12 protein-coding genes are annotated in these 12,197 nt (G+C 58.1%); 3 read left to right on the plus strand and 9 right to left on the minus strand.

From position 1 onward, the window contains the following. Window positions 1–26: 26 nt before the first annotated feature. Window positions 27–1,193 (minus strand): DNA-processing protein DprA, encoded by a 1,167-nt coding sequence (gene dprA / locus ACDI13_RS11325; RefSeq protein WP_316990224.1) that lies wholly within the window; start codon window positions 1,191–1,193, stop codon window positions 27–29. Window positions 1,194–1,351: 158 nt separating this feature from the next. On the opposite strand from dprA, the gene def reads away from it, so the two are divergent. Next, window positions 1,352–1,870, plus strand: a complete 519-nt coding sequence (def, locus tag ACDI13_RS11330) for a peptide deformylase (RefSeq protein WP_316990225.1) — start codon at window positions 1,352–1,354, stop codon at window positions 1,868–1,870. A gap of 5 nt (window positions 1,871–1,875) precedes the next feature. Beyond that, window positions 1,876–2,817: a methionyl-tRNA formyltransferase gene (fmt, locus tag ACDI13_RS11335; protein ID WP_372372458.1), complete on the plus strand. Its 942-nt coding sequence runs from the start codon at window positions 1,876–1,878 to the stop codon at window positions 2,815–2,817. A gap of 12 nt (window positions 2,818–2,829) precedes the next feature. Here fmt and ACDI13_RS11340 read toward each other — a convergent pair whose 3' ends face one another. The 8 genes from ACDI13_RS11340 to ACDI13_RS11375 form a co-directional block, all read right to left on the minus strand. Further along, on the minus strand, window positions 2,830–3,765 hold the full coding sequence (locus ACDI13_RS11340) for a DMT family transporter (RefSeq protein ID WP_316990898.1): 936 nt from the start codon (window positions 3,763–3,765) through the stop codon (window positions 2,830–2,832). Window positions 3,766–3,835: 70 nt separating this feature from the next. Further along, a complete protein-coding gene (locus ACDI13_RS11345; RefSeq protein WP_316990899.1) occupies window positions 3,836–5,191 on the minus strand; it encodes an amidase in 1,356 nt (451 codons plus the stop codon). A gap of 42 nt (window positions 5,192–5,233) precedes the next feature. Then, complete coding sequence (locus ACDI13_RS11350) at window positions 5,234–5,917, minus strand: DUF2848 domain-containing protein (RefSeq protein WP_372372459.1); 684 nt, start codon at window positions 5,915–5,917, stop codon at window positions 5,234–5,236. Between the two features lie 32 nt (window positions 5,918–5,949). Further along, window positions 5,950–7,233 carry a TRAP transporter large permease gene (locus ACDI13_RS11355; protein WP_316990901.1) on the minus strand — a complete coding sequence of 428 codons (1,284 nt, stop codon included), beginning with the start codon at window positions 7,231–7,233 and terminating at the stop codon, window positions 5,950–5,952. Then, window positions 7,230–7,850: a TRAP transporter small permease gene (locus ACDI13_RS11360; protein ID WP_316990902.1), complete on the minus strand. Its 621-nt coding sequence runs from the start codon at window positions 7,848–7,850 to the stop codon at window positions 7,230–7,232. The genes ACDI13_RS11355 and ACDI13_RS11360 overlap by 4 nt, the downstream gene beginning before the upstream one ends. 129 nt (window positions 7,851–7,979) lie before the next feature. After that, complete coding sequence (locus ACDI13_RS11365; protein ID WP_316990903.1) at window positions 7,980–9,026, minus strand: TRAP transporter substrate-binding protein; 1,047 nt, start codon at window positions 9,024–9,026, stop codon at window positions 7,980–7,982. 111 nt (window positions 9,027–9,137) lie between these two features. Then, entirely contained in the window at window positions 9,138–9,941 is an 804-nt protein-coding gene (locus tag ACDI13_RS11370; RefSeq protein ID WP_316990904.1) for a putative hydro-lyase, read from the minus strand. Window positions 9,942–10,033: 92 nt separating this feature from the next. After that, on the minus strand, window positions 10,034–10,942 hold the full coding sequence (locus tag ACDI13_RS11375) for a LysR family transcriptional regulator (RefSeq protein ID WP_316990905.1): 909 nt from the start codon (window positions 10,940–10,942) through the stop codon (window positions 10,034–10,036). A 124-nt stretch (window positions 10,943–11,066) separates the two neighbouring features. On the opposite strand from ACDI13_RS11375, the gene waaC reads away from it, so the two are divergent. After that, window positions 11,067–12,068 carry a lipopolysaccharide heptosyltransferase I gene (waaC, locus tag ACDI13_RS11380; protein WP_316989131.1) on the plus strand — a complete coding sequence of 334 codons (1,002 nt, stop codon included), beginning with the start codon at window positions 11,067–11,069 and terminating at the stop codon, window positions 12,066–12,068. Window positions 12,069–12,197 lie beyond the last annotated feature (129 nt).

Consider the following 12,197-nt stretch of genomic DNA (forward strand, 5'->3'; position numbering starts at 1 on the left):
ATGATCGAGTGTGGTCCTGTCGGGCCTTATGGCTTGAGGCGTTGGAATCGCCCGTCTGCCAGTGGCTCTATGCAGCCAGCCAGCTCCAGCTCGGCCAGAACGGCCGGCAGTTGCGTTGCCAGCAGACCTGTGCGACGCAGCAACTGCTCGGGCGTCAAGGGAGCGAAATCGATGCGCTCCAGTATGGGTCGCAGTTCTTCTGGCAGGCTGTCGTGTTGAACAGACTTGGTATTGGACGGCTTGCTGGGCTCAAGCTTGAACGTCTGCTGTACATTGCCCAGCTCATCCAGAATGTCCTGGGCGCTTTCTACCAGCTTGGCTCCCTGGCGTATCAAGGCATGGCAGCCACGCGCCAGAGGGGAGTGAATGGAGCCGGGAATGGCAAAAACCTCGCGTCCCAGCTCTCCGGCCAGACGGGCCGTGATCAGGGAGCCACTTTGCTTTGCGGCCTCTACCACCAGTACTCCTTTGGCCAAGGCGGCCACAAGGCGGTTGCGGCGGGGGAAGTGGTGGGGCATGGCGCGGGTGCCTAAAGGAAACTCGCTAAGCAGCAGACCCTGGGCACTGATCTGATGTGCCAGATCGCGGTGTGCTGCCGGATAGACCAGATCCAGTCCCGTTCCCATGACAGCAATCGTGCCGGCCGATTGCAGGCCTGCTTTCAGCGCGCCTTTGTGTGCAGCCTGATCAATGCCGCTGGCCAGTCCACTGATGATGCACCAGCCTTTGGAGGCCAGCGTGACGGCGAAGTCGGTCGCCGTTTCCTGTCCGGATTGAGTGGCATTGCGAGCCCCCACGATCGCCAGCCCGGTGTGAGCTAATACATCCAGATTGCCATTGGCGTACAGCAAGAGTGGAGCGTCATGCAGATCCAGCAGGGCAGCCGGGTAAGTCGGGTCGGCCAGCGTCACAATATGGTGGCCAGGCTGTTTGAGCCATTCCACGGCCTGTTCAATGTGTGCTTGTAGTTCGTCCTGCGGCTCCTGGCTTAGTTGGATGGCCAGTTCGCCAGGAACATGACGTGACAGGGTTTGAATGGAGCTTTGATAGATGTGCGGCGGTAGCCCACAAGCGGCCAGTAGTTGCCGGGCCTGGGCAGGCGCAAGCTCTGGTTCCAGCGACAGGCGTAACCAGGCACGCAATTCTTCCGAGATTTCATCCAAGGTTTCACCCGAGCTAAAATAATGAGGCATAAGGTAGTGTGGCACGAAACCGTTTTTGAGGTGGGGTGTCCCGGACGCGTTTATCCAGGGCGAATGCCACTTTGCTGTCAGGGCTGGGTGTGGTGCCGGGTGCCGCCCTGAAACTTGTTTTATTATATCGACTTATCGCTTTTTCTTCGGACATGACAATGGCTTTGCTTCCTATCCTTAAGTTCCCTGACCCACGTCTGCACACGGTTGCCAAACCCGTGCAGGAGGTCGATGACCGTATTCGCAAACTGGTCAAGGATATGGCCGAGACCATGTATGACGCGCCCGGCGTAGGCTTGGCCGCAACCCAGGTTGACGTGCACGAGCGGGTGGTGGTTATTGACGTGTCCGAAAGCGGTAATGAGTTGCTGGTGCTGATCAACCCGGAAATCACCTGGAAAAGCGAAGAGCTGCAGGTCTACGAAGAAGGCTGCCTGTCCGTGCCTGATACCTACGACAAGGTTGAGCGCGCCGCCAATATTCGCTTCAAGGCTCAGAACGAAAAAGGCGAGTGGTACGAGAAAGAAGCCGATGGCCTGCTGGCCGTGTGTGTTCAGCATGAGCTGGATCACCTGGATGGCAAGGTATTTGTGGAATACCTGTCCGTGCTCAAGCGTGAGCGTATCCGCAGTCGTCTGCGCAAGCAGCAGCGTGAAGCACTGAAGGCAGGGCAATAGTCGCCATGCGTATTGTTTTTGCCGGCACCCCGGATTTTGCCCGTATCGCCCTGGAAGCCCTGTTAGCGCAGGGCTTTGATGTTCCTTTGGTCATGACGCAGCCAGACCGTCCGGCTGGCCGTGGCATGAAGCTTAGTCCCAGCCCGGTCAAGCAAGCCGCTGTGAGCGCCAATATCCCGGTGCTGCAGCCGCATAGCTTGCGTCTGGATGGCAAGTATCCCGAGGAAGCCGCCCAGGCCCACCAGACCTTGCTGGATTTACAGCCGGATCTGATGGTGGTGGCAGCCTACGGCCTGATTTTGCCCAAGTGGACTTTGGAGCTGCCGCGCTACGGTTGCTTCAATATTCACGCCAGTCTCTTGCCTCGTTGGCGCGGTGCGGCACCGATTCAGCGTGCGATTCAGGCGGGTGATGCGGCCACGGGCATTACCATCATGCAGATGGATGAAGGCCTGGATACCGGCGATATGCTGGTGCGCAGCGAGTTGGCGATTCGCGAGGATCACAGTGCCGCAACCCTGCATGACGATTTGGCGCAGCTAGGTGCACAGGCCTTGCTGGAAGCTTTGCAGCAAGTGCGTGATGGTACCTTGCAGGCGACTCCCCAGCCAGAAGAAGGCGTGACCTATGCCGAGAAACTGTCCAAGGCGGAATCAGTGCTGGATTTAAGCCAGCCTGCCAAGGAACTGGAGCGCCGTATTCGCGCGTTTGACCCGGTCCCTGGCTCCACCCTGTCCTTGCCCGGTTTGGAGCAGCCAGTGAAGGTTTGGCGCGCTCAGGCCGTAGAGCAGAAGCATTCTGCAGAACCGGGTCAGGTTCTGAGCGTCAGTGCCCAAGGTATTGATGTGGCGTGTGGACAAGGGGTGCTACGTTTGCTGGAACTGCAAAAAGCCGGTTCCAAGCGCCAGCCCGTCGCGGTGTTTGTGCAGGGCTGGCAGTCTCGCTAAGTCCTGCAGGGGTCAGGCGCCAGCTCTGCTCTGGCGCCGCCACTCCAAAGTCCCAATCACAATGCCGCTGGTACACACCACGGCAATGCCGATCCAGGTAAAGACATCGGGGAACTGCCCCCAGATCAGCCATCCCAGCGCAGCTGCGGCCACAATTTGCAGATACACAAACGGGGCCAGCAAAGATGCCGAAGCGCGTTGATAGGCCTGGATTTGCAGCAGATGGCCCAGACAGCCCCATAGTCCGGTCGAGATCAGAATCAACCATTGGAAAAAGCTCAGCTCTTTCAGGGCAGGCAGGGCGGCGGGCAGCAGAAAGGGCAAGGCAATGGTCAAACAGATGCTGCCTACGGCGCCACTCCAGATCAGGGTGGTCAGCGAGTTATCCACGGCCACGCGGCGTGTGGCGATAAATTGCGTAGCGAACATACAGGCGGTCATCAAACCGAACATCACGCCCAATGGGTGCAGACCAGCCGTGGGCCGGATGATGATCAGTACGCCCAGAAAGCCGACCCCTGCCGCCACCCAGCGACTGATGCGTGGTGGCTCTTTCAGAATCCAGGGCGCGACGGACAGTACCAGCAAGGGGGCCAGAAAGTTGATGGAGGTGGCTTCGGCCTGAGGCAGGTAGCTCAACGCACTGAAAAACGAAAAGGTGGACAGCATCATCACTGTGCCACGCAGAATTTGTGCTTTGGGCCGGGAGCTGCGCAGGATCTTGCGGCCTTTGACCGGCAAGACCAGCGCCAGGACCAGTATCAGATGGACGACGTAGCGAAACCAGCACATCACCAGCAGGGGCACACCAAAGCCCATGATCCATTTGCCACTGGCATCCAGACCCGACAGAGCCCAGGATGAAAGAATCAGAATGAGCACCCCCGCCAAGGGAAAGACTGCGGGTGTCATAGTCTGGGGCAGAGAGGAGGATTGGGGTGTGCTCATGACAGGCTCCTGACGAAAAGCACAAGGACGGCCGGGTGGCCGTCCTGGAACGAACGTAAATCTTACCGGATTAGTGTTTGCGCAGGGGCAATACCCGTTCGATTGCTGCACCTACCGCCAGCAGATGCTCGTCGTGGTAGGCGGGAGCGGCTACCATCAGGCCCACAGGGGCTTCATCAGCCGCGTGGCAAGGCAGCGACAAAGCACAACCGTCCAGGAAGTTGATCAGGGTAGGATTGCGCAGGACCAGACCGTTGGTGGCGAAGTAGACGTCGTCCGAAGCTTGCAGATCGGCAATGCGGGGAGCAACGACCGGCACGGTAGGCAGTAGAACGGCATCGTAGCGTTCCAGACGGCTTTCCACGGCGCTGATCCAGGCCTGGCGAATGTCTTGCAGCTCGATGTAGTCGGCGCAGTCGATGTCCTTGCCGCGCAAGATACGGGAGGCTACACGAGGGTCGTACTGCTCGCCCTTGTCTTGCAGGATGTCGCGATGTACGGACCAGGCTTCGGCGCAGACAAAGCCGCCTTTGCGGTTGATCTGCGGCAGTTGGTCAAACTCGGGCAAGTCGATTGCTTCAACCACGGCGCCTTGCTCGCGCAGCAGGGTGACGGCACGGTCAAAGGCGGCGCGCACGGTCTCATCAATGCCGTCAAAGACAAAGGTTTTGGGCACGGCCAGGCGCAAGGTGTCCAGGGCTGGCGTTGCCACGGGCACGTAAGGCTGGTCGGTCAGGATGGAGTCCACAATGGCGCAGCACTCTACCGAGGCTGCCAAAGGGCCATTGGAGTCCAGACTGCGCGATAAAGGCATGGTGCCTTCGCTGGGAACACGCTCGGCAGTGGGTTTGAAGCCGGTCAGGCCGTTAAAGGCCGAAGGAATACGGATGGAGCCACCGGTGTCGGTACCAATGGAGAACACCGACATGCCCTGGGCAACGGCGACCCCGGCACCGGAGGACGAACCACCAGGGATGCGGGCATTGTCCCGGTCCCAGACCGAGCGCGGTGTGCCGTAATGGGGGTTGATGCCCAGACCGGAGAAGGCAAACTCGGTCATATTGGTGGAGCCGATCAGAATGGCACCGGCGCGCAGCAGGCGCTCCACAATGGTGGCGTGCCGTTCAGCCGGCTCCGCATCTTTCAGTACCGCTGACCCACCCAGGGTGATGTAGCCTGCGATGTCATGCAGGTTCTTGACCGACATGGGCAGACCTTCCACCAGCGAGCGGCTCAAACCAGCAGCGCGCAAAATGTCGGAGGCCTTGGCGGCGGCCAGAGCCTGTTCAGCAAACACTTCGATGAACGTGGCAGCGCCGTCACGGCTTTCGTCCTGGATGCGGTCCAGGGCTTGCTGGGTCAGTTCGACCGAGGTGGTTTCGCCACGATCAAGAGCACGTTGCAGTTCGGTAATAGTCGCTAGCATGGGTCACTCGCAAAAGAAATGGGTGGGGCGGGCTGGGCCAGTTTAGGCTACTTCAGGCAGAGTTTCAGTCACGTAGGTATGACGGATGCTGCGTTCGCGGCGGGGGTCATACAGTTCCATGGTGAACTGGGTTGCAGGACGAATGCCACCGATGGCGCCGACCGTACCGCAGGTCATGCCAAAGCCTTCAGGCATGGTGGTGGACTGGAAGTAGCCTTCGATCAGTTCCAGCGGGTTTTTCAGGGTGGACAAAGGACCGTCCTGGTACAGGACTTCCTTGCCGTCTTCCTGAATGTAGGCGCGGATGATCAGCTCGTCCCAGTACTCGGCCACGTCGCTGAACAGCCAGGCTTCACGGGCGACAGGCTTGGCGCAGATCTGCTTGGACAGAGCCACACTGTGGGCTTCCAGCACACGGTCCGTGTGGTCCGAGGCCAGGCTGACCAGCAGGCGGCCCTGGTGATTGAACACAAACACCTCGGTCTCGCCAGATGAACCGGTACCAACGACCTGGATGTCGGCATCCTGGATCATCTGATTGGCGGCGATGCGGTAGTACAAAGGCACGGCGCTTGGTCGGGGCACACCCAGTTCGGCCAGCTCTTCAATGTGGTGCTCGATGGCAGCCAAATCGCGGCCAGCCCAACCGGCCACGATGCAGTGCTGCAGGTCAGCTTCGATGATTTCAGTGTGGGTGGCCTGGGCCAGTTCAAACGTCAAACGCATAGCAGTACTCGTTTACTCAAAAACAGATTGGATTAACCGAACAGGCGTGGCAACCACAGAGCCAGATCCGGGAAGATGGTCAAGAGACCGACCATGGACAGCAGCATGATCACAAAAGGCAGGCTACCCAGCATGACGTCGTTCATGCTGCCGCTCTTGCGCAGGCTCTGGACCACAAACAGGTTCAGACCAACAGGCGGAGTGATCAGCGCCACCTCCACCAGAATAATGATGGCAATTCCCACCCATACCGGGTCAAAGCCCAGGGCAATCATGATGGGAGCCACGATCGGGATGGTGGTGATCATCATGGATAGGGTTTCCATGAAGCAGCCCAGTACCAGGTAGAACACCACGATGATCAGCAGCATGGTGATAGGCGAGACGCCCAGGCCGGTAATGGCGTTAGTGATCGCCGTGGTCAGGCCGGTAGCGGACATGACAAAGTTCAGGAAAGCGGAACCGATCACGATCAGCATGATCATGGCAGTGGATTTCATGGTGCCTTCCAGCACCTCTTTGATCATTTTCCAGCTCATGCGGCCCGAGAACATAGCCAGTAGCAGCGCACCGACCACGCCCAAGGCGGCGGCCTCAGTCGGGGTGGCGACACCGGCGTAAATCGAGCCGACCACCAGCAAGAAAATACCCAGTGGTGGAACCAGATGTACCAGGCTGACAAAACGCTGGCTCCAGGAGGCCGTGACCTTGGTGCCGCCCCATTTTGGCTTGACGGTACATGCCACGGAGATCGTCAGCATGAACAGCAAGGCCATGGCCAGACCGGGGATGATGCCGGCCAGATACAGCTTGGGCACAGAAGTGTTGGTCAGCACGCCGTAGATCACCAGGTTGATCGAAGGCGGAATCAAAATGCCCAGGGTACCGCCAGCAGCCAGACTGCCCAGAAACAGGGGCTCGTTATAGCCTTGCTTCTTGATCTGTGGCAAGGCCACGGTACCCACGGTGGCGGCAGTTGCCACGCTGGAGCCGGAGGTGGCGGCAAACAGGGCGCTGGCACCGATATTGGCGTGCATCAGGCCACCGGGCAGCCAGGACAGCCACAGACTCATGGCGTTGTACATGCGTTCAGCCATGCCGGAGCGCAGCAGGATTTCGCCCAGCATGATGAATAAGGGGATGGCAACCAGCAGGAACTCGTTGCTGGTGCCCCAGGAAATTTCACCCAAGGCGCCGGTCAGTGGCAACATGGAATACAGCGGGTCCAGAATCAGGCCCAGAACCCCCAGGGCTGCGCCCACGGGGATGCTTAGCCCGATTAGAACGAGCAGGAGAGTCAGTGCGGTACTAATCATTTGGTGTCTCCGTGGACCATGCGTTGGCCGGCCTCGGCTTCTTCAAGGGCTTCTTCCTGGGTGCTGCGAATACCGCACAGGTTCTGGATGGCTTTCAGATCGCCCGTAATCAACGCCAGGCTGGAGCGCAACAGCATCAGTGCCAAGACTACGCACAGCCAGAGCAGGCCTGCCACCCACAGAAACTGGGGAATCCACAAGGGAGTGCCCATTGCCGTGTTGGCCGTGGACTGATTGGTCCAGGAAATGTCGGCCACGCTGGTGGCATACAGGGTCAGATACACAATAAAGCCCGAAAGAGCGACCAGGGCAATCCAGTCCAACAGGGCAGCCAAGCGCACGGGCAGATGTTGGTAGATGGCGTCGATACGGATATTGGCGCGTTGCAAGGTAGCAAAGGACAAGGCCCAGGAGATGCTGATGGCAAAGGCATAGCCAGAGAGCTCATCGGAGCCGCCAAGCGAGCGTCCGGTGAACTTGCGAAACAGGACATCGGCCGTGATGTAGAGGGCACTGAGCAAAGTCAGGCTGCCAGCAAACCAGATGGCATAGCGCGACAGATGGGTAGCACCAGCCAGCAGGCGGTTAAGCATGGCGAATTTTTCGGTATTTTCCATGGCGTCTAACCCGTATAGGGTTCAGGGAGCATGTGAATGGATGATAGGCCCTGAAGACAGGGGGGCCCAGGGGCTGGGCCGCCAGGCAGCGCGAGGAGGAGCGCCGCCTGGCAGTGACATCAAGTCAGCTTACTTCTTGGCTTCAAAGCCCAGGATCGGGCTCAGGTTGGTGTTGAAAGCAGCCACGGTGTCAGCGGAACTGCGCTCGGCCCACTTGGGTACCACGGTTTCGCTCATGACTTTTTTCAGCAGTTCGCGGTCAGCGTCTGTTGGCTTGACCAGAGTCATCTTGCCTTTTACCGGCTGTGTGCAAGCATCGGCGCCGGTGTTGCAGTCATAACCTTCCTGTGTTTCCTTGGCAGCGGCAGCCCAGATCTCTTCGGTCATGGTCTTGATGTTGCTGGCCAGGAACTCTTGAACGTTGGGGTCCAGCTTGTTCCAGGAGCCCAGGTTGGCAGCGTGGATCTGCTGGTTCCAGTTGATGGGCATTTCGTACAGCTTGGAGCTGACTTCGTACCACTTGGCCGAGTAGCCGGACATGGAGCCCGTAATGGCGCAGTCAACCACACCGTTTTGCAAGGCTGGAACCACTTCACCAAATGGAATGGTGACGCTGTTGCCACCCAGGGCTTGAACGAATTCAGCCTGTGTACGGCTGCTGGTACGCACTTTCTTGCCTTTCAGATCGCTCAGGCCATTGAAGTTGCCGTTGCAAAACAGAACCTGGGCAGGATAGGTGGAGAAACCCAGTACCTTGACGTTGTTCTTGGCGTAGAACTGCTCGTAAGCAGGAGTGAATGCGTCGGTCAGCTTCTTGGCCACTTCGATATCGGGAGCCAGGCCAGCCAGGTCGATCGCTTCGTTGATGGAGTTGTCACTGGCGAAGTAGGCCAGGGTAGCCGTACCAAAGGGAATCACGCCTTGGCCGATCAAGCGCATGATTTCTGGCCCTTTCAGGCCCATATCGTTAAAGCCCTTGATATCAGCGGTGATCTGGCCACCGGACAGTTCAGGTACTTTCTTGCTCCAGAAGGGCTGCTCTGTATTCTGGTAGGCGGTCAGGTTGCTCAAGCCACCGACAACTTTCAGGGAAGTCTTGGGCAGTTCCTGAGCCATGGCGGCAGAGCCCAGGGCCAGCGAGCCTAAAGCCAGGGAGGTCAGTACGATTTTTTTCATAAGGTGCTCCTAATAGCGGTCCAGCTGTATGGTTGATAGAGTGCGCTCCCGGTTTGCAGGGGCTGCATATTGAAACCAAAGGGGCGACCGGGGGTACCAGTCAAATCTTGCTTAAAGCGCGGCCAGCCGTGTGTTGGGTAGATCAGTAATCAACATGTGGCCAGGGGCATGCGTGATACAAAACTGCGGCTTGGCCTGGGCTGCAACGGCTTGAGGGGTGACGCCGCAAGCCCAGAAAACGGGTAATTCGTCGGCCCCGACTGGCACGGCATCGCCATAGTCGGGTTGTTGCAAGTCGCTGATTCCAATCAGGGACGGGTCACCGATATGAACCGGAGCACCGTGCACGGACGGAAAGCGCGAGGTGATCTGAATGGCGCGGATGGCATCGGCAGCACGCATGGGGCGCATCGAAACCACCAAGGGGCCCGACAGGCGCTGCGTACCCTGTGTCTGAATCGAGCTGCGATACATAGGCACATTGACACCTGCGCTGATATGGCGCACATCAATTCCGTCGGCCAGCAGTGCCTCTTCAAACGAGAAGGAGCAGCCAATCAGAAAGGACACCAGATCATCGCGCCAGACTGCTTCGAGGTTCAGTGGCTCGGCACTGAGCTCGCCGTTCTGCCAGACACGGTAACGCGGGAAATCCGTGCGCAGATCAATCGAGCCACCCAGGGTCGGCACCTGAAACTGGCCGGGTTCTGTTACGGCCAATAACGGACAGGGTTTGGGGTTGCGCTGACAAAACAGCAGGAACTCGTCGGCCCAGTCTTTGGGGAGGATCATCAGGTTGGCTTGCACATAGCCTGCCGCCAGCCCTGCAGTAGGACCAGTATGGGTTTCTTGACGGATCAGCTCGCGGCACTTTTGGGCCTCGGGCGCCAACACAGGCAGGGTTTGCAGGTTCATGAATGACCACTCGCACAAAAGGGGGGTTGATCACAGCATCGGATTGCAACCGATTGGATAATGTGTGTCCAATCGTATGTTTGAATCCAAGGCTATAAAGATTGCTTATCGGATTGCACGTATTGTTGGGCGATCGCTTGTGCATGATCGGCGACGACGCGGGCAATATGGCTGTCCGGCGAGTCCATCCAACAGGCAAAAAATTCGATTGCTGGCAGCGGCTGATCGACCTTCAAAAGACGCAGTTTTCCCTCGGCAAGCTCGTCTTTTATGACGTCCGGTGCGAGTACGCTTGGACCCATGGCGTGGCGTGTCATTTGTACGATGGTGCTCAGGGATGCACTGCCAAAAATACGGGGAGATTTGACGCCGGCGCGCAGCAGTGCTTCGCGTGTGGCTAGGTAGGGAACACTACCCGAGGGATAGGTAATTACAGGGTAAACCCCTAGCTCTGAAACACTGACTTTTCGGCCATGCAGCTTCAATGCGGGGCTGGCAACCCAAGCTAAGTGATAAGCACAAAGTCGAATGCATTGCTCTTTGGGGTCTTGGCCCACGCCCACGATCATGGCCATATCAATCTGGAAACTGGCCAGTTGCTGGCGCAGCACGCTAGTGGTATCTACGTGGATCTCAATGATCAGGGAAGGGTACTCCTGATGCAGCTTGTCGATCAGCTCATGTAGCCAGGTCTGGACGATGGTTTCAGCGACGCCCAGGCGTAGCAGGCCGCGAATGGCGTTTTGTTCTTTGGCTGCGCGCAGCATCTCGGTGCGCAAATCCAGCATGCGCTGTGCGTGCGATAAAAGTTCCTGACCTTTGTCGGTCAGTTTGATGCCCCGGGCGCCCCGATCGAACAAGCGTAGTTCCAGGCTGGACTCCAGTCCGGCAATACGCTGAGAAATAGACGGTTGGGTCGTGTTGAGTTTTTCGGCAGCCGCCCGGAAACCGCCAAGCTCGGCAACCCATACAAAGGCTTCGATCTGTTTGAGATCAATCATGTTTCCGGTCCAGAAAATAGGCAGCCTTATTATGCCTGATCGCTATTGACGGTCAGAAGTAGAGCTGATGGATATTTTTCCGTATCTTTGTTTGATTGAGCGCGCCCACCACTATAATTCGCCCATGACTTGCAAGATACTGATTGTGCGTACGTCCTCTTTGGGAGATCTGGTGCATATGCTGCCAGCAATCTCGGACATTGCACGCCATGTGCCCGGTGCACAAATTGATTGGCTCGTAGAAGAGAGCTTTGCTCAGATTCCGAGTTGGCACCCGGCAGTCAATGAAGTGATTCCGGTGGCGCATCGGCGCTGGCGCAAACAATGGTGGTCAACCCAGACGCGCCAGGAACGCGCCGCCTTGCGTGCGCAACTGCAATCGCGCCAATATGATGTGGTGCTGGATATGCAGGCGCTGATGAAATCCATCTGGCTGGTGCGCCAGACGAAAGGCCGTCGTCATGGCCTGGACTGGAAATCCGCGCGCGAACCGCTGGCCTCGTTATTCTACGATGTTCGTCATCGCGTCGGTTTTTGGCAACCTGCTGTTTTCCGTCAGCGTACCTTGGCTGCTTCCGCCTTCGGCTATCAGTTTGAAGGCGCGCCCGATTTTGGCTTGCAGGGTTTGGTGGCGCAAGCACCCAAGGATGACAATCCTTACGCCATCATCATGCCTTCGGCCAGCCGCGACGATAAGCTCTGGGAGCCGGAGAACTGGCAGCAGGTCTTTGACCGCCTGCAAGGCGAGGGGATGGCACTGCGCTTGCTGGCAGGCAGCCCTACCGAGTCCGAACGCGCCGAGGCACTGATTGCCGGTCGCCGTCAGGCGCAGGTCATGCCAAGAATGGATTTGACACCGATCGCCTTGCAATTGGCCGGTGCGCAAGTCATGGTGGGTCTGGACAGTGGTTTGACGCATTTATCAGCCGGTTTGGGGCGCCCCACTATTGGTATCTATAAGGCTTCGACCCCCGTACGCACTCCTTTGGAAGGTTCGGCTTATACCGCCAGCTTGGGCGAGCGCGGACATCCTCCTTCGGCGCAAACCGTACTCTGTGCCATCGATCAGGCACTGGGACGGACGGGAGTGCCGGAAGCGGCCTTGTTGGACTTGCCAAAAGGTTAGTTCGGCTCGGATGGCCAATTCGTTTTTTGTCAGCCGGCTTTGTGCTTACAATACGCGATGCTAAGGGGGCTGCAGCCCCGTCTGGATGCAGGCTTTGTCTGCCTGACACTATTTTCTATTCGTCTTCTT

It is taken from the genome of Alcaligenes faecalis (assembly GCF_041521385.1).
Taxonomy (GTDB): Bacteria; Pseudomonadota; Gammaproteobacteria; order Burkholderiales; family Burkholderiaceae_B; genus Alcaligenes; species Alcaligenes faecalis_E.

Bases quoted from the DNA above. Each gene is read 5' to 3' on its own strand.
- ACDI13_RS11370 (WP_316990904.1), bottom strand. From the start codon at position 9,941: ATGAACCTGCAAACCCTGCCTGTGTTGGCGCCCGAGGCCCAAAAGTGC.
- fmt (WP_372372458.1), top strand. From the start codon at position 1,876: ATGCGTATTGTTTTTGCCGGCACCCCGGATTTTGCCCGTATCGCCCTG.
- ACDI13_RS11375 (WP_316990905.1), bottom strand. From the start codon at position 10,942: ATGATTGATCTCAAACAGATCGAAGCCTTTGTATGGGTTGCCGAGCTT.
- ACDI13_RS11340 (WP_316990898.1), bottom strand. From the start codon at position 3,765: ATGAGCACACCCCAATCCTCCTCTCTGCCCCAGACTATGACACCCGCA.
- ACDI13_RS11365 (WP_316990903.1), bottom strand. From the start codon at position 9,026: ATGAAAAAAATCGTACTGACCTCCCTGGCTTTAGGCTCGCTGGCCCTG.
- ACDI13_RS11345 (WP_316990899.1), bottom strand. From the start codon at position 5,191: ATGCTAGCGACTATTACCGAACTGCAACGTGCTCTTGATCGTGGCGAA.
- def (WP_316990225.1), top strand. From the start codon at position 1,352: ATGGCTTTGCTTCCTATCCTTAAGTTCCCTGACCCACGTCTGCACACG.
- dprA (WP_316990224.1), bottom strand. From the start codon at position 1,193: ATGCCTCATTATTTTAGCTCGGGTGAAACCTTGGATGAAATCTCGGAA.
- waaC (WP_316989131.1), top strand. From the start codon at position 11,067: ATGACTTGCAAGATACTGATTGTGCGTACGTCCTCTTTGGGAGATCTG.
- ACDI13_RS11350 (WP_372372459.1), bottom strand. From the start codon at position 5,917: ATGCGTTTGACGTTTGAACTGGCCCAGGCCACCCACACTGAAATCATC.
- ACDI13_RS11355 (WP_316990901.1), bottom strand. From the start codon at position 7,233: ATGATTAGTACCGCACTGACTCTCCTGCTCGTTCTAATCGGGCTAAGC.
- ACDI13_RS11360 (WP_316990902.1), bottom strand. From the start codon at position 7,850: ATGGAAAATACCGAAAAATTCGCCATGCTTAACCGCCTGCTGGCTGGT.